Here is a 24,845-nt window from a genome sequence, read left to right as displayed (position 1 = left end):
GCTCTACATCAGCGGAACAGTTGCGCGCTGCGCTCGCTCCCGGGCGGCCAATTGCGCGGTGCGCACCAGATACCAGGCGGCGACGGAGAATTCGGCGGCCACCGTGCCCCACACCAGGGTCCACACCGAGTGGGTGCCCAGGGTGATGAGCAGCGCGGTGGCCGCCACCGCCGTCCCGATGACCGCACCGATCATGATTCCCACGGTGTCCTGCCGGACCGGCAGGGTGGCCGTGGTGATGAATGATGTTGTGGCGGTGGCGAAGAGAATGAACACCTCGACGCGCAGGATCGGCACCACACCGCGGAAGTCGTCGTCGAAGATCAGGTGCACGGCCAGTGGTGCGGTGATCCACACCCCTGCCGCCGCGACTCCCGCCACCGCGACACAGGCTGCCAGCGCGCGCATTTCGTGCCGCCAGAAGTGGGAATCGGTGCGCTCGCGCGCGAGCCGGGGCAGCAGCGCGAGCCCGATCGGATCGAGCAGCGATTGCACTGCGCGCACCAATTTGTCACTGGAGGAATACAACCCGAGCGAGGCGGCGTCCAGGACCGAGGAGTAGACCGTCGCGGTCCCCTGCCCGTAACTGGTGACCAGCAATCGGGAGGCCAGCACCGGCCCGCCCTTGCGCAGGATGACCGCGATCCGCGCCGGCCGGGCCGGGCGCCCGTACTTCTTCAGGGCGTCCCGCCAGGTCAGCGCCACCGTCACGGTGGACGAAAGCAGCAGGCACAGCAGCACGATCGAGGGATTCGGCAGTCGCGGCAGCAGCACCACCAGAAGTCCGAGATACACCACGCGCCCGGCGATCTGATACGACGTGGACGCGCCGAAACGCCCCTGCCCCACCAGCAGCCAGTCCTCGGACATGGACAGGAACCCGCCGACGAACAGCCCGAGCAGAATCATGCGCAGATGCGGACCGGCCCCGAAACTCAGTCCCGCGGCCAGCGCTACGGCGATCACGCCGAGAATGCTCGCCCGCACCGCCAGATAACTGCCGCGCAACTCATCGAGGCCCTCCTCGTCCAGCAGCGCCGCCAGGAAGGTATTGATCCCCAGATCGACCAGCAGCGAACCCAGGAAATACGAGGACATTCCGATGGCCAGCAACCCGACACCGCCGACGCCGAGCGTACGCGCGGTGAGCGGTACCGTCACGGCCGTGACCAGGAATTGCCCGTAATTTCCGAGGCTCACGAAGCCGATATCGCGCAGGACGGACAGCAGTCCGTCCGCGGCCAGGCGTGCGCGTAACCGGTCAAACATGAATATCGGCGTATCGCTGTCGATCCGGCATGGCAGGTCCTCGCTCTCGCGCCCGGCACGACCATGCCGATGAGCGAAATTGTCTCGCTGCCGAGGGACAGACCGCTACCCGAAAAGTCCGGGTGGCCGAAAGACGCTATGCCGCAGTCGCTTGAAGTCGGCGGGCGTGCGCCACCAGGGACATGGCATCCGGTCCGCTGATGCGGCGCTCGACGGCATCGGCGAAGCGGTGCACCGTGAAGACCAGGGCGGCCGGACGCGTGAACCACAGCGATGCGTTCAGGAGCGGATCCACAACCGCGGGCACACCCAGGTTTCGGCGTGCCGGGCGAGGCAGCATGGCGACCAGCTGCGGGGTGAGCACACCGGCCAGCAGCATCGGCGCGAGCTCCGGCAGGTGGGTGAGGGCGAATCCGCGCATCATGGCCAGCGTGGGACGCACGACCAGATCGGCGCCGAATCCGTCGATGACGCCGTAGGTATCGGCGATTCCGGCGTAGTACTCGGCCACTCCGCGACAGGTCGTCGGCACATCCTCGGGCCGCGCACCCATCAGGACGCCGAATTGCTTGGCCTCCCACCAGAATCGGTCGCGATCACGCGGCGTGAGCCGGTGCGGTGGGCGCAGCCCTTCGAAGGCGAAGTTCTCATAGACCAGCAGTGCCGCCTGCATGATCGTGACGTGTGCGAACAGCACCAGTTCCGGACCCTGCGCGGCATAGGGCTCGCCGGTGCCGGGAACGGTGCCGGTCATCGGCGCGTGATAGCGGCGCAGGTGTGCCGCCACCCGATCGGCGGTCGCCTTGTCGCCCAGGATGATCGGGACCGGAACACCGACGGTGCGCTGGGCGCGCCGCACGGCCATGATCGGGCTCATGCTCTGGCTGCGGCGCCCGGTGACGGCCAGCGGATCGTGATCGAGAATCACCGCCTGCAGCGGAATGTGCGGCAGTTCGAGCAGTGCGGTCACCGGCGCCAGGAAGGCGGTCACGGCAGGATGCAACAGCACCCGCCAGACCTGGGATCCGGGGCCGAAGTAGCCGTAATCGTGATTCTCATCGAGCCCGGCGGGGGTGGGCGCGGGACCGCGCCGCCAGATGCGGGCATTCCGATGCGCTTTGGCGCGAGTATTCATGGCCGATCACCTCTTTGTGTCTATATCGGCTGCGCCACAAGCGTATTGACCAGTCAGACGACTTGACAAGTCGTGTGACTTGTTCGTGGCCCGACCGGTATCGTGGTCGAGTGTCGGTCACGGCGGGAAAAAGCAAACGCAGCCGGGCGCAACAGCGCGCGGACACCCGTATCGCGATCCTCGACGCCACCATCGCCAGCCTGATCGACCACGGTCAGACTGCCACCACCACGCGTGGCGTGGCCGAGCGAGCGGGCCTGAGCCAGGGCGCGGTGCAGCACTACTTCCCCACCCGCGGCGAACTGCTGGACGCCGCGGTCCGGCGGATGGCCGATCAGAGCGCCCAGGCCGTCGTCGAAACCTATTCGGAGATAACGGGAACCGACCGTGAACGGGTCGCCGAACTGGTCGACGAGCTGTGGTCGCTGGCTCAACTGGCACCGATCAGCGTCGGCCTGGAGCTGCTCGGCACCGCGCGCACCGATCCCGAAATGGCCGATACCGTGGCGCATCTCGTCGAACATATCGAGACCACGATCTTCGAGGTGGCCCGCCAGGTGCTCGGCGAGCTCGCCGATCTGCCCGGCGCCCGGGACTGGCTGCGCATCACGGTCATCACCATCGCGGGGGTGCTGCTGACCTCGTCGGTACCCGCCGCCGCGGGCCTGGTCCCGGAGTGGAGCACGGTGCGGCATCACATCATGACCAGTTTCGATACCTGGCGAGCCGAGCACCGCTCACCAGGACACGCGTAGCAATCCGGCATAGCGGGCACCGCGGTGACCCACAATGGGGCGGTCGCCCATCGAAAGGTCGCCGCACCGATGAAGACCACCCGAATCGTCCTGGCCTCCCGCCCGGCCGGTATGCCGCAGCAGGAGAACTTCCGCACCGAGACGGCGGAATTGCCGCCGCTCGAACCCGGTCACGCGCTGCTGCAGACGCTGTATCTCTCCTTGGATCCGTATATGCGCGGGCGCATGAGTGACGCGCCGTCCTACGCGCCACCGGTGGCGGTCGACGAGACCATGTGCGGCGCCACCGTTTCCCGGGTGCTCGAATCCGCGGATCCGGAACTGCATCCCGGCGATTTCGTGCTGGGTTACGCGGGCTGGCAGACGCACTCCGTCGAACAGGGCCGGTACCTCCGCAAGCTCGATCCCACCGCAGCGCCCCTGACCACGGCACTCGGCGTACTCGGTATGCCCGGCTTCACCGCGTACTCCGGACTGCTCACCATCGGCCGCCCGCAGCCGGGCGAGACCGTGGTGGTCGCCGCGGCCACCGGTCCGGTCGGTGCGACGGTCGGGCAGATCGCGAAGATCAAGGGCGCGCGGGCGGTCGGCATTGCCGGTGGACCGCGGAAGGTCGCCCTGCTGACCGAAAAATTCGGATTCGATGCCGCCGTCGATCACCGCGCACCCGATTTCGCCGAACAGCTCGCCGCCGCGACACCCGGCGGCATCGACGTCTACTTCGAAAATGTCGGCGGCGCGGTCTTCGACGCGGTGCTCCCCCGCCTCAACAAGTTCGCCCGGATCCCGGTCTGCGGCTTGGTCGCCTCGTACAACGACACCGCGCTGCCCGCGGGACCCGATCGCATGGGCCTGCTCATGTCGCTGATCCTGCGCAAGAGCCTGACGCTGCGCGGCTTCATCCAGACCGAATTCCTCGATCAGTTCGGCGAGTTCTACCCGGAGGTCGCGGGCTGGCTGGCCGACGGGCGGCTCAGCTATCTGGAGGACGTCGTGGACGGACTCGATCACACGGTGGAGGCATTTCAGGGGCTGCTCACCGGTAAGAATCTCGGCAAGCTGGTCATCAAGGTCGCCGACTGATCGCAGCGATGCCTCTCTGGGTCAGCGTGCGGCCGTGGAAGTCAGTGCGCGGCCGTGACAGTCAGTGCGCGGCCGTGACAGTCAGCGCATGGCCGTGACATACGGCCGCAGACCCAGGGTGATGTCGACGCAGGCCCCCAGCAGGACATCACGTTCCACCGCATCGGGGCTGCGCTTGAGGATGATCCGGGTGCCGAGCAGCGGCACGGGCAGCGGCTGCCCGGCGTGATCCCACCAGATATAGGTGTTGTACAGCTCATCGGCAAGGCGACCGAGCGTCCAGCCGCCGACCGTGCGCACCACATCGAGGCGGCCGAATTCCTCACCCATGCGGTCCAGGATGCGCATGCGGAACAGCTCCGGAGTCTTCGCATCGTCGGTGGGAACGAAGTGCAGCAGCGTGCCCGCGGTGGAACCCACGGCCGTGGAAGTGTCCGAGCGGGTAATGGTTCCGATGGCGGTGCCGTCGGCGCGACTCAGCACGGTCGGCGCCGAATCCTTCGATTGCACCCAGAGCACGGTGCCGTCGGCATAGGTGATCGAGTGCCGGCCGGTCCCCCCGTTCTTGAATCCGAAGAGCATGGCCATCTTCCCGCCGAACCCGTCACCGGCACCCTGCACCCCGACCGCCATCGGGTCCCCCGGCCCGGCTCGGAAGGTGATCTTCAGAGCGTTCGAGGTTTTGTGAACGACCCGACCCTCGATCATCGTCGAGCCGTTCTGCGGGGCTGACATGCGTCGATGGTAAGCCCGAAGCCGGGCGTGCAGAGCCGGTTTCGGTGCGGCACGCCCGAGGACAGGCCGTCACTTACCGTCGGGGTGTCCGACCTTGGCCAGGGCGGTGGTCCAGTCGGTGGCAATGGCAACCTGCGCATCGACCAGGCCGACCTTGTTGCCGCAGACGAGCGAGTGCAGCTGGTTCTCGACGGTGTCCTTCGGATTGGCGGTGCCGCCGCCCTGCTTGTGGCCCGGGGACGGCGGTTCCACCCAGAGGTTGCGCGGATCGTCCGGATCTCCGCCGAGTTCGAGCGAGATCAGGTGGTCGTACTCGGCATCGCGCGGATCGCCGGTGTAGCCGTAGGACTTGATATTCGCGGCCTTCTCGGCACCGGTGATATTCGAATTCGGCCGAATCCCGCCGGTATAACCGGATTTGCAGATGGTGTCGGACAGGTTTGCGGCCGTCACCTTCGGATTCGTCGCACCCGGCGTGCACGTCCTATCCGGAAGTGGCTGCCCGTCAGCGGTTTTACCGTAGTGGCAGCTACCCGGAGCGGGCTGCTGCTGCACGGTGTACTGGACCGGACCCGGACCGACCGGTATGGATGATGGCACGTCCTGCTTCGCGGGTCCCTGCGAAACGTTCTGCGCCACAGTATTTGCGGGGTGCGTCGAACACGCCACCGACAATCCGAGCGCGAGTAGGCCCATCATGAGCCCTTTGTATGCCTTCATAACCATCCCCTACTAGCACCCGGCGAAGCATCCCAATTGTGCGCTACCCCTTGGGGACACGCTCAGCGAGTGTTTCTTCGCGACACGCCCGCAGGACGGATTCGACTGGGGCAACCGCACATTCGGAACCGATACCCAGGTCGCCTCGGATTCCGGTCCAGATTGTGCTTCAGCACAATGGAAGCGTCAAAGTTCCATGAGAGGGCAGCTCGGTTGCGACGTCATTGTGCACGGCGACAATGCCGGACAGTACGATCGTCTGCCATGAGCACCCCGCGCACCCGGCCCGAAGGGTTCGTCACCCGCGCCAGCACCGCACTGCTGCAGCGCCTCGACGAGGTGGTCGATCGGGTAGCCGCGGAAATCGAACGCGCGGAACCGGTTTACGGCAGTTCTCGCGGGGTCCCGCCCGAGGAGCTGCGCCGCACCAATCGCGCCAATCTGGAGGCCATCCTCAGCCATCTGTCCGGGCATCCCGAAGCCGGTACCGCCGCGCCACGCAGCACAGGGCACCGCCGGGCCGAGACCGGCGTTCCGCTGCCGGCGGTCTTGCGGGCCTACCGCATCGGCTCCGGCGTGGTGTGGGAGGAGTTGCTGGCCATGGCCGGTGACGATCCGAAGGCCGGGCGGGAGCTGCTCGATATCGCCTCGCTGGTGTGGAAGCTTGTCGACGACTACTCGCAGGCGCTGACGGACGGGTATCAGGAGACCGTGGCCGAGCAGGTGCGTCGCGATGCTCGCGCGCACGATGCCGCGCTCGACGCACTGTTGAGCGGGCAGGTGGACGGCGCGCGTTTGTGGGAGTGCGCCCGCACTCTCGGGCTGCCCGCACAGGGTTCGTATGTGGTGGTCGCGGCCACCACCGGGACCGCCGCCACCGAGGCGCTGCCGGGTGTGGATGAGGCGCTGTCCGTGCTCGGCGTCGCGTCGGCCTGGCGGGTCCGGGCCGACAGTCATATCGGAATCGTCGCGCTGACAACCAGATTCACCGAAGCGCGGCTGCAGGCGCTGCTGGCCGAGCGCAGTGTGGGGCGGGCCGGTGTCAGCGCTGCGTTCGGTCCGCTGACCGAGGCCGTCACCGGGCTGCGACAGGCCGAACTCGCCTGCGCCGCAACTCAATCCGGATCGAAGCAGGTATTGCGCTACGACGAGGCGCTGATCCCGGTGCTGCTGGCCGGATCGCCCGAGGTCGCGAGCGCGCTCGCCCGCGCGGTACTCGGCCCGATACTCGCCCTGCCCCAGCACGACCGCGAGGTGCTGCTGGACACCGTGCGCACCTGGTTCGCGCACGACGGCGAGGTGTCGGCTATTGCCACTGCCCTGTTCTGCCACCGCAATACCGTGCGATTCCGGCTCAATCGCGTCGCCGAACTGACCGGGCGGCGGCTGACCGAACCGCGTGCGGCCACCGAGATGTACCTGGCCCTGGAGACCCATCGCATCCAGGGCAACGGCTCCGGCGACCACTGACTCGGGGAGCTACCCCACGGCCGCCTGCCTGCGGGTGAAGGTGCCGTGAAAACCCCAGGGGACGTGATGCTCGAGCCATGCGGTGGCCAGTGGGCCGCGTTCCAGATCGCGGGCGTCGAGAACGACCAGCTGCGAACGGTGCTCGGCGAGTTCGTGATTGAGGAACAGCAGCCAGCCGTCGTCCTCGTCGGCATCCTGCGCCCGGGGCACGAACAGGGGCTCGCCGACAGCGCTGAGGCCGAAATCGCAGTCGGTGGTGACACCGGTGCGGTGGTCGACCTTCATGATCGAGTTCAGCACGCCGGTGGCATCCGAACCCATGGCGGCCAGATAGCTGTAGCGGTGTGCGCGGGTGCCGCGCCGCCAGTCGAATTGCGGGAATTCGCAGCTGGTTCCACTCAGCTCGCGCTCGATCACGGTGCCGCCCTTCGTGATCCGGTACTGCATGAGCCGCGAGGACGGGAAGCTCGGGGCCGCGGGCGAGTTGACAGCACTGGTCAAGCGCCGGAATTCCCGCCATTCGGTATCGAAGCGCACCAGCTCGATGACCACATCGTCGCCGTCGTCATAGGCATTGGTGAGGTGCACGTGCAGGAGTGCCTCGTGTTCGATGATGCGGGGCTTGCCGCCGTCCTTCGGCACGAGCAGGAAGCGGGTGCCCCTGGACCGCTTGAAATCGAGGGAATCGATGAAGCTGTGGGTGGCCAGGGTGATCTTCACCAGATCCGGCAGCAGCGGGTCCAGGACGAACACCAGATACCGCTGGGTGAGCGCGAAGTCGTGGTTCCACGGCAGATCCAGCATGGGAATGGTGGTGAGAGCGTGCAGCTTTCCCCCGCGATCCACCCGGTACGTGCGAATCCGCGGGGTGGGCAGCAGATCCAGGCCGAAGTTGTACATATCGCCGGTGTCCGGATCCCACTTCGGATGCGCGGAGAACGCGCCCAGGAAGCCGAGCTTGCCGTCGAAGTCGAAGCGCCCCAGCGTTTCCAGGCTGTCCGGATCGATGCGGTGGGGATTGCCCATCTCCCAGAGCGCCAGCAATCCGCCCGCGTAGTTCACGATATTGGTATTGGCGACATTGGCGGGCATGCGACCCATATTGGCGAGTGGGCCACCCGGAATCTGGTCTCCCACACCGCGATAGCGAATCCGGCTCGAGCGCTGCCCGTGTTCGAAATGCCGGGTGCGCACATAGCGATTGCGGTAGTGCACCGATTCACCGTCCAGCACCAGCTGCGACACCATGCCGTCGCCGTCGAAGATGCTGTGCAGCAGCGTCTTCCCGACCTGGAACTTGCCCGGCCCGATGCGGTAGAGGGTGCCGGTCAGATCCTTCGGCAGGGCGCCGTCGATCTGCGTCACGCGGTAGTCCAGTTCGTCCGGCAGCGGGTCGTAGGCCCGCTGGTACAGGTCGGTGGTGGAAGCCGACACCTCATCGGTGGCCATGATTCTCCCTTGAATCCGCATTCTGACGACAGGCGTCGTCCAATTGTTACGGTGTTCTAGGATTGCTGTCAATGACAAGGTCGGGAGTGGTTCGCAGCTATGGCGGCGTGAGCGCCGAGGATCGGCGCGCCGAACGCCGTACCCGGCTGCTCACGGTCGGGCGGCGGCTGTGGGGCGAATCGGGCACGGCGGCGGTGACCGTGCGCGGGGTGTGCAAGACGGCCGGGCTCACCGATCGGTACTTCTACGAGCACTTCGCCAATCGCGATGAACTGCTGGTGGCCATTGCCGATCAGCTCCGCGATCAACTGCTCACCGCCATGGTCCAGGCGGGCGTGGCCGAGGCGGGCGGCGCTGCGGAAAAGCTGCGATCCGGGCTGCAGGCCCTGCTCGATATCGTCGCCGGTGATCCGCACATCCACCGGATCGCCACCAGTGATCCGGCCGGGGTGGCGGGGCTGGCGGAGCGCCGGCGCGAAATGCTCGGCATCATCGCCGATCTGGTCGTGCAGTACGCGCCGACCGCACTCGATACCGCGCTCGACCCCGAATCACTGCGCCGCGCGGCGCTGTTCATCACCGGCGGGGTCAATCAGTTGATCGAGGGCTGGCTCGACGGCAGCCTGCCGCTGTCCACCGCCGAACTCGCGGCCGAATGCGCGCGGCTGTCGGTACGCACCCTCACCGAGTAGAACGGCGGGGCCGAACTCCCCCGGAGTGCCGGGCTGATGCACGCCGCCGGCATAGAAGCACACCCGGCGCGACCGAGTACTGCTACACCCCGGCGTGCTCGGAGGAGGATGCCCCCACCCGCAGTCCCCGGCGCAGTGCGTCGAGCTGATCGGCGGCGGCGCGACGGCTCACCGCGGCATCGGCGACGAGGCCGGAACCGTGGAAAGTGCCCGGGTACAAATGCAATTCGGTCGGCACCCCGGCCCGGGCCAGACGCTGGGCATAGTCGATGCCGTCATCACGAACCGGGTCGAACTGGCTGGTCGAGATGTAGGTCGGCGGCAGACCGGACAGATCGGCCGCCCGCGCGACGGCCGCGTACTGGGACACTTCCGCACTGCCGGGTTCGACGTCCGCACCCAGATAGTGCCGCCAGATCACCTGCAGACTGGGCCCGTCCACATTCGGGGTGTCGTCGTATTCGGTGGCCGACGGAGTCTGCAGGCGATCGTCGGTCGCCGGGAAATCCAAGAGCTGGAAGCACAATTCGGGCCCGTGCTGATCCCGCGCGAACAAAACGAGCCCCGCCGCGATAGCCCCACCCGCACTGTCACCGGCCACCCCGATCCGCGCGATATCGATCCGCAGTTCGCCCGCCTCCCGCACCGCCCACTGCAGCGCGGCATAGCAATCCTGCAGCCCGGCCGGGAACGGATGCTCTGGCGCCAGCCGATAGTCCACCGACACGACCACAATGCCCAACTCGGCGGCGAACCGAATCATCTTGGCGTGCACCATCTCCAGGTCACCCAGAACGAACCCGCCACCGTGCACGTAGAGCAGCGCGGGCAGCGGTCCCTCCCCGTCCACCGGCGTATAAACCCGCACCGGCACCTCTATCGCGGCATCGTCACCGCGAGCAACCAGATCGCGAATCCGCACCGAATCCGGCACCGCCACCTGCGGTCGCCCGGCGAACAGCTCCCGCATCTGAGCGCGCGCCGCCGGAACATCTCCATAGTCCGCAGGCCGCAGCCGATCCACCCACGGCGCCAGCTCCGGATCGAATGCGTAAGTCATGCCCGCAGTCAACCCCCGGACCCCGGCCCCTATTCCCTTGCCGGGCAGAGTTTGTCGCTCGCTGTCCGATCATGTCGGACGGCGGCCGGTGCCGCCGGGCTGTGCCAGACCCGGCTGGGCCTGGCCACAACACCTACGCCTACGGCGCGATCGTCATCGCGCTGGAAACCATTGCCATGCTCGGTTCACTGCGACATCGCAGTCCGCACACCGCACTGGCCGGAGCCACCTGCCCCGCACCGTGCCCGGGCACCGTGGCGGCCATGCCGCGCGTGGTGTCGGCACACCCCTGAATGCTCAGGCGAGCGCGAAGGTCAGCAGCGCCACCGGTCCGCCCGGATCACGCGACCATGAGTAGCCGAACCAGACGCCCGGCGTGATCTCACGAATCTCGTCGTAGATCTGCGGGGTGGGCGAGGGTGCGTAGTTCAGCGCCCAGGTCGGGCGGCCGTCGAGAATGGCCGGCGCGCTGTACACATTCGCGGGCCAGCCCTCGATGCCGGCCGGGGTGATGCGGTTCATCAGATAACCGCCGTCCGGACCGGTGTAGAAGGTCTTGCCGATCCACACCGCGGGCGTCCAGGCCGCCATATCGAGCGGCCGGATCACCCAGCCGTTCTTCACTCCCATCGGTACCGCCCCCTGCGCGGCATCGCGGAAGATATTGTCCTGCTGCGCAGGGCCACACCGAAAACGCAGTGAGTCAATTGTTGCCGCAGGGTTCCCGTCGTACAGGACGCAGCCGCCGCCGTAATCGGCATCCGCGGACGCAATGGGCGCGGTGAAGGGATTGAGTGCAAAAGCTGCGCCCAGTCCGGCGAGAGCGAGAAACCTAACCAGGGCATTTCGAATGGTTTTGCGGCGTGAATGCATCACTGCCTCCAACTGGTCGACCCCGACCTATCAGTGATGCTAGTTCGCTATTGGTTAACTGAACCCATGCGTCACTGAAATGAGACCCGTCGGTATTTACTCATGCGCACCGACTATTACGCCCGGTCAAACGATTGACAGCGAATTGACAGCTCGGTCACCAAGGCCGCCAAGCTTCACGGCGATTAATTGAGCATGAGCCAGAACAAGTCTCGATCACCGCAGGTACGGTGGCTGTGGATTACCATCGGCGTCATCATCGCCGCGGTCACCGTGGCCCTGTGCGCAGCACCCAACGCACTCGCCACCGTCCACCCCCCGATCGCCACAACGCAGCAACCCGTCACCGCTCCCCCGGTGACGACAGCGGCGCCCGTGGCCGCCGCCCCCGGCCTCCCCGGCCCGTCCCCGCAGGCGATCGCCCTGCAGGTGCAGTCGGCCATTCAGGCCGCCTCACCCGGCACCACCGTGGGCATCGATGTGGTCGATACCCAGACCGGTGCGGTGCTCGCCAACCTGAATGCCGATCAGCAGTTCTACACGGCATCGGTGGTCAAGGTTCTGATCGCTCTCGACGATATGCAAAGCCAGGGCTGGCAACCCGATTCGGGTACCACCGCGCAGCTGCAGCAGATGCTCGCCACCAGTGACGACGATATCGCCGATTCGCTGTGGGACGCCGACGGCGGCGACGCCATCGTCACCCGGATGGCGAATCTTGTCGGCATGCCCGGCACGGTGGCGCCGGAGGATTCCAGTGAATGGGGCGAAACCCTCACCACCCCACAGGATGTCGTGACGCTCTACCAGTGGCTCACCATGCAGGCCCCGCCCTCGGCGAGCAACCTGATCCTCACGGCGCTGCGGGGCACCACGCAGATCTCCGCCGACGGCACCGATCAGTACTTCGGCATTCCGGACGGGCTCAACGGTGACGACTGGGCCGTCAAACAGGGCTGGATGTCCCTGGACAGCTCCACCACGCTGGACACCACCGGACTGGTCGGCCTGGGCCCACTGCAGCCGCTGCGCTACGCCGTGGTGGTGCTGACGTCCCAGCCCGCCGATATCAGCTGGTCCGCCGCCGGTGCGGCACTCACCGACGGCGTGGCCCAGCTGCGGCCTCTGATCCCCTGAGCCGAAGGATCAGTCCAGCGTGATTACAGCGGCCGTGCCCGAGATGACGGTCTCGCTCTGATCGACCAGGGCGGCCCGTACCTGCACACTCTGGCCCTTCGCCAGCTGCGGTTGGCCGGCGACCGCGGACAGCGTGACGGTGCCGGTGTGTTCGGCGCCGTCACAGGTCGGATTGTTCTGCGCGCCGGTGGCCGCCGCGCTGCTGGCATTGGGATCCCCGGCCATCACCTGAATGCTCGCCACTCCGGCGGCGGCATCACAGGTGTAGCGGACCCCGACCTCGTCCGCCGCGGCACCGGCGATCTGGATGGTGCCCGCGGCGAGCGCGGGCGCTGCGGTGAACGCCAAAGCGGCGCCCATGGCTACGAAAACGGTCGCTGTACAGGCAGAACGCTGACACTTCCGGATAGTCACCATGTCTCCATGGTCCAGCCCATCGGCGCGCACCGTGGGAGAACCGGTCGGCCCGGCGCGTCGCACCGGACCTATCGCGGCGCTTGCTGAGACTGCCTGTTGGCGAGTTCGTCGACGAAGACCTTGGCGCATTGCGCCAGTTGGGCCGGGGGTCAGCGATGCGAGATCCTTCGCGCAGTCCGCATTGGCTGCGGCGGGTGCCTGGCCCGGGACCGTCGCGGGGCCCGTGGCTCCGGTGTCGTCGAGTTTCACCAGCTGCACCGGGCTCTTGTGGCTCGCACTGATATCCACGCGATAGGCCACGCGGCCGTTGAATTCGACAAACCCGCGCCAGGTGTCACCGTCGATCGGCGTGAACTCGACCAGCTTGCCGCCGTTGGACATCACGGTGCCGGCATTGGTCGCCAGCCACGAGCGGGCATCGGCATCCAGATTGTCGATATTGATGCGGCGCGGATCGTTGTCATCGAGGACATAGACCGACTGCGGATTCAGATTGCCCCGGTGCACCTCGTCGGCGGGCGTGATCGAATAGGCGACGAAAAGTTCGGATGTGCTGCCGCGCAAGGTCATCGGAGTGACCCACTGCAGGCGGCCCGTGGTCTTGTCGCGGAGCAGGTACTCGGAGACATTGCCGCTCTGCGCGCCGGAGGTGGCGGGGTCGAAGCCGAAGTGGTTGCGGTTCATGTTCTCTCGGCCCGCGGCCCACCGGTCCTGGGTGCGCTGATATGCCGTCAGGGATTTCGGGTAGACCGGTCCGGGGAGCGCACCGGCCGCCACATCGCGCTGATAGTCGAGCTTGATGTGGCCGTGGTCGCCGCGCACGGTGATCACACCGGCGGGGGCGGTCACGGTGCGATGGGTCCAGGGCACCGGCTCGGTGACGGGGATGGCCACGACCGGCTCCTTGCCGTCGCAGTAACCCCACACATCGCTCATCTCGAAGCCGAGCAGCGGGTACTTCTCCTGCAGCAGATTGTTCAAACTGTTCTTGCGGGAACCGCCGAACGCACGGTCGATGCCGTAATCGCCGGTGAAGTTGCATTCCGTGGCATTGCCCTGGCCCGTCCACTGCGCCACACCGCCCAGCGGCACATCGATACCGCTGCCGTCGAGCACACCGCTCCACGTGCCCGACGCGCCGTCCTTGCCATTGAGGTAGGTGATGGTCTCGGTGCGCAGGCTGACCGCGCACCGCCATCACCCCAGAAATCGCGGCTCTGGTGCGAATCCGCACCGGTCTACCGACTTTCAGGCCGAGCAGCCGCCGGCCTGGAGCGCTTCGAGGGTGCAGGTGGCGGTGCGCGGGTAGTAGTCGCCCATGACCGCGGCGGCGGCCGCCGGATCGGAGTTGGGCGCCACCTGCTGCACAGCCTCGCCGAAGGTGCTGTCGGGCAGCATATTCCGCAGCAGGATCGCATGCCGGGCATTCGGGCTCTGTGATGACCAGGGCACGAAGGTGACACCGGGAATCGCCTCGATGGCGGAGCGTTGCTGCTCGGTGCCGACCACGTAGGTGTAGTCACCGCTCGGGTCGATCCGGGTATCGGTGTCATTACGGCAGCCGACATCAACAGTGTTGTCGGGCAATACGTTCCGCACCACCGGGCCCGGCAGGTCGAGCAGGTTGACGCAGAGCGAGAAGTAGCGGACGGCGGCGCTCGAATTCGGCCACGGCGCCGGATGCGGGCCGGTGGGAACGGCCGGGGCCTTGCCCCGGATGACCAGCACCTGGCCGTCCGCGGGCCGATCGAGGGCATCGGCCAGATAGGCATTGTCGACATTCGGGAATGCCCCCGCACCGGTGACCCGCCGGAAACCGGTCGGCGCCGACGGTGCGGACGGCAGCATCGAACGCAGCGCGATGAGATCATCGGCCGCACCGAGCGCCTTCCCGATCGCCTCGCCCGCCACGCCGCCGACGCAGGGGCGCAGGGTATTCGACGTTCCGTGATCGGTGAGGGTCACGCTGGGCAGGGACACCGCGTCAGGACCACCGACGGGCAAATACACGCGATAGATGAGATATCCGATCCCGCTGCCGATTCCGGCCGGGGCGAGTGGCAGGACATTCGGCTGTCCCGGGCTCGCATCCGCGCGCACCGCAATGCTGTAGTCGCCGCCGGGCGCGGCCGCGCGCTGCCACGGGTTGACCGCATCGGCGGCGGGGGCGATGTGGTCGTCCGGCAGCGCGGAATCGATGCCCGCGGCGGTGAAGCTGCTGAACCTGCTGTCGTAGGTGTTGAACGACATGTACCGCGCATCCGGGAATTGGCCGGAGACAGTGATATTCAGCGTGGGACTGATCTGGTAGGGCAGGATCCAGTACGACGCACCGCTGTCGGGGTAGGCGAAGTTCAGCGTGCCCAGGGTGCGCGGCGACAGTTCCATCGACCAGGAACACCCGCCCGCGATATCGGACGAGCCCGCGCCGGGATCGGCATGGACGACCGGTGCGGCAGCGGCAGTCAGCGCAGCCACGGCAGCACCGGCCAATGCCGGGAGCAAAAACTTCATGCCAGCAAGCTAGTACACCCGCGCACTTAAACTGACGGCGTACTTGGTCCCGTGCCGGGTCTCACCACAGATCTCGGGCACTACGGCAAGGAGTTTCGCAATTGATTCGCATCCCGGTCTCGGCGGCGCTCTGGTGTAGCGCGGTCCTCGCGGTTGTCACCGGTTTCGCGGTCGCGCCCACCGCAGCGGCCGCGCCGGAAACCACCTGGCTGTGCAGCCCCGGCCAAGCCGGGGACCCGTGCGGCGGCCGTTCGGCCGCAGCCGTCGACTGTTTCTACGTCTATCCCACCGCCTCGCTGCAGCAGACCACGAACGCGAACTTCGATCCCTCGCCGGAACTGCGGGAAGTCGCCCGGGCACAGGCCGGGCCGTTCGGCGCGGACTGCAATGTGTGGGCTCCGGTGTACCGGCAGACGACGCTGCGCGCATTGTTCACCGGATCCGTGCAGGACCGCAGCGCGGCGTCGGACCTTGCGTATCAGGACGTCGAAAACGCGTGGGACGACTACCTCGCCCACCACAACAATGGGCGCGGGGTGGTGCTCATCGGGCATTCGCAGGGCGCCCGGATGCTGCGGACCCTGATCCACAATCGGATCGACGGGAAACCCGTGCAGTCACAACTGGTTTCGGCGGTGCTGCTGGGCGGCAATGTGCTGGTCCGGAAGGGGTCGACGTCCGGCGGCGATTTCGCGTCCGTTCCGGCATGCACCGATCCACGTCAGATCGGCTGCGTGATCGCGTACTCGTCCTTCTCGAAAACGCCGCCGGCCGATACCCGCTTCGGTGTTGCGCCGCAGGTCCCCGATGATTCGGCCGTCCGCGGAAGTCTGCCGTACGGACCCGATTACGAGGTGCTGTGCACCGATCCGGCCGCCCTGCACGACAATGTCGAGGCCCCGATCCACGGCATCATCAGCGGATTCACCGCCCAGTGCACCAGTGGAGCCGGACCGCACGTACTGATGGTCGCGGGACCGGGCGCCGCACTGCTGCCCGCACTCCCGAACGACACCTGGGGACTGCACCTGCTCGACTTCAATCTCGCACAGCGGGATCTGGTGGATCTGGTTGCCGCCCAGAGCGCGGCCTATCTGCACTGACAACCTCGGAATCAGGCTCCGGCAGTGGTTTTCAGGCGGTGGCTTTCAGGCAGTGGGCTTCAGCTCAGCAGGCCATCTCGACCACATGCGGCTTGCTGGCACTGCCGGACGCACGGCCGATACTGCCTGCCGCACGCACCGCGGCCGCTACCGCGACCACCGGCGGCACCCAGCGGGCCTCGTCCGGGGAAATCTGCCAGCGGACCGAACCGCTCACCGGCCGGGCCGGAGGCAGCGGCACCCCGGCACCGTCGGTGTACACGATGGCGCCGGCGGCGCGCAGTGCCTCGATCGCCTTCGCCGCCTTGGCAATACCGACCACCAGGTGGATTTCGCGGCGCTGCGGCCCCGGCATCTCGATCACCGGGCCGATCAGCTTGTTCGCACGCAGGAACTGGCCCACCCGCGCCGCCAGCACACCACTGACCTCGATGGCCGCTATCGCCTGATCGGTGATCAGGCAGGAACCATTGGCGGTTGCGGCGACCGTCCACCCGAGGCGGCTGTAGTCGTGCGCGACATCCGGCATAACCACGGCGACTGATCTCGGAAACGTAGCGGGCACTGTCTTCTCCATTTCACCAGGTCGATCAGATCTCACATCGCTGTGACGGACGATTCGGGTTGCTAGAGCTACCCTCGTCTCCGAACCTGTGCGTCAAATCCGTCAAGGCTGGGAACTTCCCTACAGAATGCTTGCGGTAACGAACCACCCCAGCGATTCTGCGCGATTCGGCGGCCCCGGGCATCGCCCGGAGGTCGCTGCCCGGGTACTCCTTTGGTCGGACCTTCGGACCGCCCACCCCCGGCACAACCCTTGATAACGTTGCGCCACAGTCAATTATGCCGAGACCCTCGCCACTCCGTAAGGAGTAACGAGGGTCTCGTGAAAACGAACTCCGGCAGGGTAGGCGCCAGGCGCCGAAACCGGGTCCTATCAGGCCAGTTTCAGACTGCGCCCGATGATCTCCTTCATGATCTCGGTGGTGCCGCCGTAGATGGTCTGCACCCGGGCATCCATGTACGCCTTGGCGATCGGGTACTCCCGCATGTACCCGTAACCGCCGTGCAGCTGCAGGCATTTGGTGATGAGGTCGAGCTGCTCCTCGGTGCTCCAGTACTTGGCCATGGCGGCCTCCTCCACGGTGAGCTTCTCCTGATTGAGCAGCTCGATGCAGCGGTCGACGAACACGCGCACGGCCGTGGTCTTGGTGGCCAGCTCGGCCAGCACGAAGCGGGTGTTCTGCTGGGCTCCAATGGGTTTGCCGAACGCCTTGCGATCGCGCACGTACTGGATGGTCCCCTTCAGCGAGCCCTCCATGGCCGCCGCCGCCATGACGGCGATGGACAGCCGCTCCTGCGGCAGGTTCTGCATGAGGTGGATGAAACCCTGGCCCTCGGTGCCGAGCAGGTTCTTGCCCGGGACGCGCACGTCCTGGAACGAGAGTTCCGCGGTGTCCTGCGCCTTGAGTCCGATCTTGTCCAGATTGCGGCCGCGCTCGAAACCGGCCATGCCGCGCTCGACCACCAGCAGCGAGAAGCCCATGGCGCCCTTGGCCGGATCGGTCTGGGCGACCACGATGACGATATCGGCATTGATGCCATTGGTGATGAAGGTCTTGGAGCCGTTGAGCACCCAGTCATCGCCGTCCTTGACCGCGCGGGTCTTGATGCCCTGCAGGTCGGAGCCGGTGCCGGGCTCCGTCATGGCAATGGCGGTAATGATCTCGCCGGAGCAGAAACCGGGCAGCCAGCGCTGCTTCTGCTCCTCGTTCGCGAGCTCCAGGAGGTAGGGGGCGATCACATCGTTGTGCAGGCCGAAGCCGAGACCCGAGTACTGGCCGTAGGTGACCTCTTCGGTGACGACGGCGTTGTAGCGGAAGTCCTTCACGCCACCGCCGCCGTACTCCTCGGGCACCGCCATGCCCAGGAAGCCCTGCTTGCCGGCCTCCAGCCAGACCGTGCGATCGACAATGCCGTCGTGCTCCCACTGCTCGTGGTTGGCAGCGACATGCTGATCGAGAAACTTTCGGAACGACTCCCGGAACAGATCGTGTTCAGGTTCGAAAATAGTGCGTTCCACGCCAACCTCCTGAGTGACCACATCGGCACATGCCTCTGCCACATACGGTACTAGAAAGTCGAATCAGGGTTAACTTCGAACCCCGGAAAAGTGGTTCGAACTGCGACAGTCGCCTTTGACGTCGCCGGTCGAATCAGATGAACCCCGGTAAACTACCGGGCGGCCCGAGCGGTCGGGGACAGCATGGCCCGAGCGGTCAGAGACCGACGGCGGAGAGGGTGCGGCCGAGCAGATGGCGGCCGCGATCGCGAGACCGCTCGGTGAGCAGGAAATCGAGCTCACCCTCGAGCGCCTTACGCGTCACCACCTGCAGTTCGACCGCGGCGGCTTCGATATCCGGGGCATCACGCCACGGGCTGGTATCGATCGGCGTGCCCAGTGCGTAGTAGAAGCGCTCCGGCTTGGGCACCAGCGTCGGGCCGAGGCCGCGAATCAGCGGCGGCGTGAGGTTCGCGCGCAGACCCAGACCCGTGACCGCCTTGCGCAGCGGGCGCATGACCGGATGGTTGCCGTCGAAGACGATGTCGTAGATATCGTCACCGCCGACCATGGCGATGGGAACGATCGGCGCACCGGTCTCGATTGCCATGCGCGCGAAGCCCGTTCGCCCCTCCCACAGCAGCTTGTACTTCTGCCCCTTGCCGCGCATGGCCTCCCGGCCACCGCCGGGGAATACCGCCACCGCCTCGCCCGCCTCCAGCAGCGAATAGCAATTGTGCCGATTGCCGCGCACAACTCCCAAGCGGTGCAAGCCATCTCGCAGCACCGGCACATCGATGAGGACATTCTCGGCCAGGCCCCGCACCAGCCGGTCATGCTTGACGAGGATTTCGTGCGCCAGCACCGGCGCATCCGTGCCACCGGCCAGGGTGTGGTTGCCGACCAGCAGCACCGGACCCTCGGCCGGGAAATTCTCCAGCCCGTAGAAGCGCGGGCTGAACCAGGCCCGCGACGGCGCCACCAGAAGTTCGATCGCGCGCCGATCCAACTCGGTCAGCGCGACATGTAGTGGGGCCCCATCGGTGAGCCCCTGAGCCTCGGATTCTCGAGCGTCATTTCGAGACAAGACATCCCTCCCTGCAGAGATTTCGATAGCAGCATGCTAACGAAAATCCCCGCAGGGGACTCGGCCGGGTGAGTCCACCCCTAGTGGATCCGTTGCGGCTCAGTCGATTTCGACCGGCTCCGTACCGGCGGAGACGAATTCTGTGAGTACGGCGGCCAGGAACTGGGGCACGCGGGCGCGGACCCGGGTTCCGGACTCGACATGCTCGGAGCTGATGATGCGGCCGTCGGCGTGAATACGGGCGAGCAGATCACCGCGGGTGTAGGGCAGCAGCACGCTGACCTCCACATCCAGACCACCGAGGATATTGGCGAGCTGGGCGCGCAGGGTCTCGATGCCCTCGCCGGTCTGGGCGGAGACGAAGACCGCATCCGGCAGCCAGCCGCGCAGCTCGGTCAGCTCCATCGGCGCCAGGGCGTCGATCTTGTTGACCACCAGCAGTTCTCGCGGCGCCGGAGTCTTGGTATCGCGCAGCACATCCGCGATGACCTCGCGCACCGCCTTGATCTGCCCGTCGGGCAGCGGGTCGGAGCCGTCCACCACATGCAGCAGCAGATCCGCGCCGGTGACCTCTTCGAGGGTGGAGCGGAAGGCCTCGACCAGCTGGGTGGGCAGATGCCGGACGAAACCGACGGTATCGGTGAAGACGACCTCGCGCCCGTCTTCCAGCGCGGCCCTGCGGGTGGTCGGATCCAGGGTCGCGAAGAGTGCGTCCTGCACCAGTAGTCCAGCGCCGGTGAGCGCGTTCATCAGGCTCGACTTGCCCGCATTGGTGTAGCCGACAATGGCCACCTGCGGTACGCCGCTCTCGACGCGGCGGGCGCGCTTGGTATCGCGGGAGGTCTTCATCTCGCGAATCTCGCGGCGCAGCTTGGCCATGCGCTCACGAATGCGCTGGCGGTCGGTCTCGATCTTGGTCTCACCGGGACCACGGGTACCGACACCGCCATTGGCGCCGGCGCGACCACCGGCCTGCCGGGACATGGACTCACCCCAGCCGCGCAGTCGCGGCATCATGTACTGCATCTGCGCCAGTGCGACCTGCGCCTTGCCCTCACGGGAGGTGGCGTGCTGGGCGAAGATGTCCAGAATCAGGGCGGTGCGGTCGATGACCTTCACCTTGACGATCTTCTCCAGCGCGGTCAGCTGCGCGGGGCTCAGTTCACCGTCGAGGATGACCGTATCGGCGCCGGTCTCGAGCACCATGGCCCGCAGCTCCTCGGTCTTGCCGGAGCCGATGTAGGTGGCCTTGTCCGGTTTGTCGCGGCGCTGGATCAGCGAATCGAGCACCTCCGAACCGGCGGTCTCGGCGAGAGCAGCCAGCTCGGCCATGCGTGCGTCGACCTGGGCGGTGCTGCCCTCGGTCCAGACGCCGACCAGCACCACACGCTCCAGACGCAGCTGCCGGTACTCGACCTCGGTGACATCCTCGAGTTCGGTGGACAGCCCGGCGGTGCGGCGCAATGCGGCGCGCTCGTCGAGCTGCATCTCACCGACTGTCGGCGACGCGGACTCGGACCAACCGGTCTCGGCCTCGGCGTCGCCGGTGTTCTCCTCAGCGGGAGTGAACTCGTACGTCTCTTGTTTACTCATACGCCTTCCATGGTCCCACGGACCAACCGAATGGCGCATTCGGTTATTTAACGGCGATTCTCGACTAGGCGTCTTGCCACCACTTGGCCGCAATGGTTCCGGTGGCTACGAGGACCGAGGGGCCTCGGAGCGAGGCTGCGCCGTTGTCGATGCCCACGGTGACCGTTCCGCCTGGGATGTGGACCTGGACGTGGCCGGAGTCGGTGGCGAGGTCGAAGCCGTCGCGGGCCAGGGCGGCGGCGGCCGCGGCGACGGTTCCCGTTCCGCAGGAACGGGTTTCGCCTACACCGCGTTCGAAGACGCGCATGTCCACACCGCGCTGACCGTCGGAGGCGACGCCGAGGGCGGTGAGGATTTCCACGTTCACGCCCTTCGGGAAGAAGGTGTGGTCGAAGGACGGGGCGTGGGTGAAGTCGAGTTCGCCCAGTTCCTGATGCGTGAGGGTGGCATCCACGCAGGCCAGGTGCGGGTTGCCGACGTCGATGCCGAGACCGGTGAATTCGCGGCCGTCCAGGGTGGCGGCCGACTCACCGAGCACGCGAACCGTGCCCATGGCGACGGTGACCTCACCATGGACGGGATCGGCGTGGTGCACGACCACCGGGCGTGCACCCGCGCGGCTGCCGACCACGAACTCTTCACGCTGTTCGAGACCGGTGGCGACCAGATAGTGAGCGAAGACACGGACGCCGTTGCCGCACATTTCGGCGATCGAGCCGTCGGCATTGCGGTAGTCCATGAACCAGTCGCTCGCGCTCACGCCCTCGGGGAGCACCGGCAGGGTGCCGTTCTCGAAGAGTGCGCCGGCACGTGCCACGCGCAGGACACCGTCCGCTCCGATGCCGCGCTGGCGATCGCACAGGGCCGCGATACGCGACTCGGTCAGTTCCAGCCACGCGTCCGGATCGGGCAGCACCACAAAATCGTTCTGGGTGCCGTGTCCTTTGCTGAATTCGATATCAGCCGCGCTCTCGTTCACCATGCCGTCCTCACCCACACCGTTGTCCGCACCCGGACCCGAAGTTTTCACCGCAACGCCCGGCGCTGCCGAGAAATTTCGTACAGCGCCACCGCCGCCGCCGATGGCGCACCGAGCGTGCCGTCGGACGGAATGCACACCAGCTCGTCGCACGCCTGCTGCCAGGCGGGGCCGAGCGTCTCGCTTTCATCGCCGAGGACCAGCACGGTCCCGCCGTCGAATGCGAGCTCGTCGAGGGCGATTCCGCCGTGATCGTCACTGCCGACGATACGGGTGGCGATACCGCGGCGGCGCTGCCGGTCCCGGAATGCGAGCACCTGCGCGGGTCCGGAGGCGCGCAGCACGGGCACCGCGAAGAGGGCTCCGGCGGATGCCTGCACGCTGCGCGGATCGTAATGGTCCGCGCCCGAACCGGTGACGATCACACCGCCCGCCCCGAAGGCCGCCGCCGAACGAATGAGCCCACCCAGGCGCGCGGGCGAGGCCGGGCGGTCGATGACCACCACATTCGGCGGGTGATCAGGTGTGCCGGGCGCGAAATCCTCGAGCTCCATGCGCCGCGCGATGGCCACCGCCACCAGTTCCGGCACCTGCTGCGAGGGTTCGGCCAGCTCGGACATCACCTCCGGCACCAGTCCGACGCTCGGCACACCGCTGGAATCGAGCACCTCCCGGGCCCAGGCCGACGGCTCCGGGCCGCCCAGGCGGTAGACGAGAGTCTCCAGCGGCCAACGGCATTCGAGCGCCTGGGCGATCGGCCGCATGCCGTGCACCAGAAACCGATTGTCCCGAAGTCGGCTGGCGCGATTGTTCAGGTACGCCTGCCACACCTGTACCGAGGCATTGCGGGCGTTCGCGCGACGGGTCACTTACCGCACTTCCTGTTCATCCTTCTCGGTCGAGGAGTCGATGAGCGCCAGTGCCGTCACCGCCAGATCGGGATCCGCGCCGTTCACCCATCGCACCCGCGTATCGCGGCGGAACCAGGAGCGCTGTCGCCGGACATAGCGCCGGGTACCGATGAAGGTGCGCTCCTGTGCTTCGTTCAGGTCGTATTCGTTGTCCAGGTAGTCCAGGACTTGTGCGTAACCGATTGCGCGGCGGGCGGTCTGGCCTTCGCGCAGGCCCTGGTCGATGAGGGTGTGCACCTCCTCGACCAAACCGGATTCGAACATGCCCGCGGTGCGCAGTTCGATGCGGGCGTCGAGTTCGGCGGTCTCGCGGTCCACGCCCAGAATGACCGTGCCCCAGCGGGGTTGACCGATCTGCGGGGCCGAGGCGGCGAAGGGTTTGCCGGTCAGTTCGACCACCTCGAGGGCGCGCACCATGCGGCGGCCGTCGGTGGGGAGAATGGTGGCGGCGGCGACCGGATCGGCGGCCCGCAGCGCTTCGTGCACGACCACCACACCGCGCTCGTCCAGCAGGGCTTCCCATTTGGCGCGAACCGACGGGTCGGTGGCCGGGAAGTCCCAATCATCCAGTAGCGCTTGCACGTACATCATCGAACCACCGACGATGACCGGTGTGTGGCCGCGCGCCATAATCGCCTCGACATCCGCGCGCGCCGCGGTCTGGTAGGCGGCGACCGTGGCGGTCTCGGTGATATCGAGAACGTCCAGCTGGTGGTGCACAATGCCGCGGCGTTCCGCGACGGGCAGTTTCGCGGTGCCGACATCCATGCCCCGATACAGCTGCATGGCATCGATATTCACGATTTCGCCGTGTAGCCGCTCCGCCAGATCCAGTGCCAGATCGGATTTTCCGGTGGCGGTGGGGCCGACAACGGCGATGGGGGTGATCATGCGGCGCCGCCCGGGTACCAGACGCTCACGTGGTACGCCACACCGAACGGGGCTGCGGCGTAGCGGGTTTCGACCTTCGGGTGGGTGTCGTCGGCGCTGAAGAGCCCGGCCAGGATCTGGTAGGCGGGGCGGCCGGCCACATCCAGGTCGGCGCACAATTGCGGGTCGAGGGCGGCCAGTGCGGCCCGGTCCCCCGCTGTGAGCGCTCGATCGATATCCGCCTGCACCGCTTCCGCGCGCGTATCGAGGTATCGGGGGGCTGTGGTGGACATGGTTGCCGCACCGTCGCCGACGACCAGGACGCCATACCGGTCGGTCTCGGCATCGAGTTCGGCGCGCAGCCGGGCGCCGAAGGCCACACACTCCGCGGGCGTGCTGTCGGCGGCGATCAGGCGGGCCTGTGCCGACGCCTCGGGAGCGACCTGTTCGCGGAGCCAGCCACCGATCAGCATCGGCAGCGGCAGCGCCGGGTCGGCCGTCGTCGATGCCACGGCCCTTGACAAACCCACCCGCACATCGACGCCGTAGCCCCGGAACGTGCCCGCCGTCTCCGGTCCCAGTACCAGATCGGACTCGGCCGCACCGACCACGATCCAGCGCGAGACCTGCTCGGCAAGCGCTCCCGCGGCGGACAAAACAGCCCTGCGCAGCACAGCGGGTTCACCATCGGTCGCTGCGCCCGCCGCGCCCCCGAGTTCGGGTACCAGGGCGGGCGGTGAGGGAACCAGCGACGCAACACAGAACACGCCGTCAACCGTAGCGCTACCGTGCCTCACCAGCCCCACCCCGCCCGGGTCGCCGCGCCACCCAGGTGGCCTCAAAGACAGCATTTCGCACCCCAGCCTGGTTGAATGGGGTCAGCTAGACAGATGAGCTAGGGCGTAACCAGGCAGCCGTGACGCGCGGCAGG

24 protein-coding genes are annotated in these 24,845 nt (G+C 67.0%); 7 read left to right on the top strand and 17 right to left on the bottom strand.

Features of this window, described 5'->3' with window-relative positions; all coding sequences use genetic code 11:
• Nucleotides 1-3: 3 nt before the first annotated feature.
• Together ABZX86_RS34505 and ABZX86_RS34500 are read right to left on the bottom strand one after the other, a co-directional pair.
• Nucleotides 4-1,269, bottom strand: coding sequence for an oligosaccharide flippase family protein (locus ABZX86_RS34505; protein ID WP_355129695.1), 1,266 nt, complete (start codon nucleotides 1,267-1,269; stop codon nucleotides 4-6).
• A gap of 136 nt (nucleotides 1,270-1,405) precedes the next feature.
• The gene (locus ABZX86_RS34500) at nucleotides 1,406-2,404 is read right to left on the bottom strand and encodes an oxygenase MpaB family protein (RefSeq protein ID WP_355129693.1); all 999 of its coding nucleotides are present in this window, start codon (nucleotides 2,402-2,404) and stop codon (nucleotides 1,406-1,408) included.
• A gap of 110 nt (nucleotides 2,405-2,514) precedes the next feature.
• Here ABZX86_RS34500 and ABZX86_RS34495 point away from each other — a divergent pair, with 110 nt between their 5' ends.
• Together ABZX86_RS34495 and ABZX86_RS34490 are read left to right on the top strand one after the other, a co-directional pair.
• Complete coding sequence (locus tag ABZX86_RS34495) at nucleotides 2,515-3,159, top strand: TetR/AcrR family transcriptional regulator (protein ID WP_355129691.1); 645 nt, start codon at nucleotides 2,515-2,517, stop codon at nucleotides 3,157-3,159.
• A 69-nt stretch (nucleotides 3,160-3,228) separates the two neighbouring features.
• Complete coding sequence (locus ABZX86_RS34490) at nucleotides 3,229-4,242, top strand: NADP-dependent oxidoreductase (protein ID WP_355129689.1); 1,014 nt, start codon at nucleotides 3,229-3,231, stop codon at nucleotides 4,240-4,242.
• Nucleotides 4,243-4,323: 81 nt separating this feature from the next.
• Here ABZX86_RS34490 and ABZX86_RS34485 read toward each other — a convergent pair whose 3' ends face one another.
• A complete protein-coding gene (locus tag ABZX86_RS34485) occupies nucleotides 4,324-4,977 on the bottom strand; it encodes a hypothetical protein (protein ID WP_355129687.1) in 654 nt (217 codons plus the stop codon).
• A gap of 69 nt (nucleotides 4,978-5,046) precedes the next feature.
• Nucleotides 5,047-5,697, bottom strand: a complete 651-nt coding sequence (locus tag ABZX86_RS34480; RefSeq protein WP_355129685.1) for a hypothetical protein — start codon at nucleotides 5,695-5,697, stop codon at nucleotides 5,047-5,049.
• A gap of 264 nt (nucleotides 5,698-5,961) precedes the next feature.
• Here ABZX86_RS34480 and ABZX86_RS34475 point away from each other — a divergent pair, with 264 nt between their 5' ends.
• Nucleotides 5,962-7,167: a helix-turn-helix domain-containing protein gene (locus ABZX86_RS34475; protein ID WP_355129683.1), complete on the top strand. Its 1,206-nt coding sequence runs from the start codon at nucleotides 5,962-5,964 to the stop codon at nucleotides 7,165-7,167.
• A 9-nt stretch (nucleotides 7,168-7,176) separates the two neighbouring features.
• Here ABZX86_RS34475 and ABZX86_RS34470 read toward each other — a convergent pair whose 3' ends face one another.
• Nucleotides 7,177-8,616 (bottom strand): carotenoid oxygenase family protein, encoded by a 1,440-nt coding sequence (locus ABZX86_RS34470; protein ID WP_355129681.1) that lies wholly within the window; start codon nucleotides 8,614-8,616, stop codon nucleotides 7,177-7,179.
• A gap of 71 nt (nucleotides 8,617-8,687) precedes the next feature.
• Here ABZX86_RS34470 and ABZX86_RS34465 point away from each other — a divergent pair, with 71 nt between their 5' ends.
• On the top strand, nucleotides 8,688-9,308 hold the full coding sequence (locus ABZX86_RS34465) for a TetR/AcrR family transcriptional regulator (protein ID WP_355129679.1): 621 nt from the start codon (nucleotides 8,688-8,690) through the stop codon (nucleotides 9,306-9,308).
• 82 nt (nucleotides 9,309-9,390) lie between these two features.
• On the opposite strand, the gene ABZX86_RS34460 is transcribed toward ABZX86_RS34465, so the two are convergent.
• Entirely contained in the window at nucleotides 9,391-10,368 is a 978-nt protein-coding gene (locus tag ABZX86_RS34460; RefSeq protein ID WP_355129677.1) for an alpha/beta hydrolase, read from the bottom strand.
• 101 nt (nucleotides 10,369-10,469) lie between these two features.
• Here ABZX86_RS34460 and ABZX86_RS34455 point away from each other — a divergent pair, with 101 nt between their 5' ends.
• Complete coding sequence (locus ABZX86_RS34455) at nucleotides 10,470-10,661, top strand: hypothetical protein (protein ID WP_355129675.1); 192 nt, start codon at nucleotides 10,470-10,472, stop codon at nucleotides 10,659-10,661.
• A 4-nt stretch (nucleotides 10,662-10,665) separates the two neighbouring features.
• On the opposite strand, the gene ABZX86_RS34450 is transcribed toward ABZX86_RS34455, so the two are convergent.
• Nucleotides 10,666-11,241: a hypothetical protein gene (locus ABZX86_RS34450; protein ID WP_355129673.1), complete on the bottom strand. Its 576-nt coding sequence runs from the start codon at nucleotides 11,239-11,241 to the stop codon at nucleotides 10,666-10,668.
• A 195-nt stretch (nucleotides 11,242-11,436) separates the two neighbouring features.
• Here ABZX86_RS34450 and ABZX86_RS34445 point away from each other — a divergent pair, with 195 nt between their 5' ends.
• Entirely contained in the window at nucleotides 11,437-12,378 is a 942-nt protein-coding gene (locus ABZX86_RS34445) for a hypothetical protein (protein ID WP_355129671.1), read from the top strand.
• A gap of 9 nt (nucleotides 12,379-12,387) precedes the next feature.
• Here ABZX86_RS34445 and ABZX86_RS34440 read toward each other — a convergent pair whose 3' ends face one another.
• The gene (locus ABZX86_RS34440; RefSeq protein WP_355129669.1) at nucleotides 12,388-13,911 is read right to left on the bottom strand and encodes a hypothetical protein; all 1,524 of its coding nucleotides are present in this window, start codon (nucleotides 13,909-13,911) and stop codon (nucleotides 12,388-12,390) included.
• A 132-nt stretch (nucleotides 13,912-14,043) separates the two neighbouring features.
• Nucleotides 14,044-15,309, bottom strand: a complete 1,266-nt coding sequence (locus ABZX86_RS34435; RefSeq protein ID WP_355129667.1) for a hypothetical protein — start codon at nucleotides 15,307-15,309, stop codon at nucleotides 14,044-14,046.
• Between the two features lie 101 nt (nucleotides 15,310-15,410).
• Here ABZX86_RS34435 and ABZX86_RS34430 point away from each other — a divergent pair, with 101 nt between their 5' ends.
• On the top strand, nucleotides 15,411-16,412 hold the full coding sequence (locus ABZX86_RS34430; protein ID WP_355129665.1) for a DUF3089 domain-containing protein: 1,002 nt from the start codon (nucleotides 15,411-15,413) through the stop codon (nucleotides 16,410-16,412).
• A gap of 64 nt (nucleotides 16,413-16,476) precedes the next feature.
• On the opposite strand, the gene ABZX86_RS34425 is transcribed toward ABZX86_RS34430, so the two are convergent.
• The 8 genes from ABZX86_RS34425 to ABZX86_RS34390 form a co-directional block, all read right to left on the bottom strand.
• Nucleotides 16,477-16,977, bottom strand: a complete 501-nt coding sequence (locus tag ABZX86_RS34425) for a hypothetical protein (protein WP_355129663.1) — start codon at nucleotides 16,975-16,977, stop codon at nucleotides 16,477-16,479.
• 372 nt (nucleotides 16,978-17,349) lie between these two features.
• Nucleotides 17,350-18,495 (bottom strand): acyl-CoA dehydrogenase family protein, encoded by a 1,146-nt coding sequence (locus ABZX86_RS34420; protein WP_355129661.1) that lies wholly within the window; start codon nucleotides 18,493-18,495, stop codon nucleotides 17,350-17,352.
• Nucleotides 18,496-18,691: 196 nt separating this feature from the next.
• Nucleotides 18,692-19,561, bottom strand: a complete 870-nt coding sequence (locus tag ABZX86_RS34415) for a lysophospholipid acyltransferase family protein (protein WP_355129659.1) — start codon at nucleotides 19,559-19,561, stop codon at nucleotides 18,692-18,694.
• A gap of 99 nt (nucleotides 19,562-19,660) precedes the next feature.
• Entirely contained in the window at nucleotides 19,661-21,154 is a 1,494-nt protein-coding gene (gene hflX, locus ABZX86_RS34410) for a GTPase HflX (RefSeq protein ID WP_355129657.1), read from the bottom strand.
• 64 nt (nucleotides 21,155-21,218) lie between these two features.
• Nucleotides 21,219-22,112, bottom strand: a complete 894-nt coding sequence (dapF, locus tag ABZX86_RS34405) for a diaminopimelate epimerase (RefSeq protein ID WP_355129734.1) — start codon at nucleotides 22,110-22,112, stop codon at nucleotides 21,219-21,221.
• A 68-nt stretch (nucleotides 22,113-22,180) separates the two neighbouring features.
• On the bottom strand, nucleotides 22,181-23,002 hold the full coding sequence (locus ABZX86_RS34400) for a TrmH family RNA methyltransferase (RefSeq protein WP_355129655.1): 822 nt from the start codon (nucleotides 23,000-23,002) through the stop codon (nucleotides 22,181-22,183).
• Nucleotides 23,003-23,935 carry a tRNA (adenosine(37)-N6)-dimethylallyltransferase MiaA gene (gene miaA / locus ABZX86_RS34395; protein ID WP_355129653.1) on the bottom strand — a complete coding sequence of 311 codons (933 nt, stop codon included), beginning with the start codon at nucleotides 23,933-23,935 and terminating at the stop codon, nucleotides 23,003-23,005.
• On the bottom strand, nucleotides 23,932-24,681 hold the full coding sequence (locus ABZX86_RS34390) for a hypothetical protein (RefSeq protein WP_355129651.1): 750 nt from the start codon (nucleotides 24,679-24,681) through the stop codon (nucleotides 23,932-23,934). Before ABZX86_RS34390 ends, miaA begins: the two co-directional genes overlap by 4 nt.
• Between the last annotated feature and the right edge of the window lie 164 nt (nucleotides 24,682-24,845).

Origin of the sequence: Nocardia sp. NPDC006630 (assembly GCF_040611495.1) — a bacterium.
Lineage (GTDB): Bacteria > Actinomycetota > Actinomycetes > Mycobacteriales > Mycobacteriaceae > Nocardia.
This window is presented reverse-complemented; position numbering and strand designations above follow the sequence as displayed.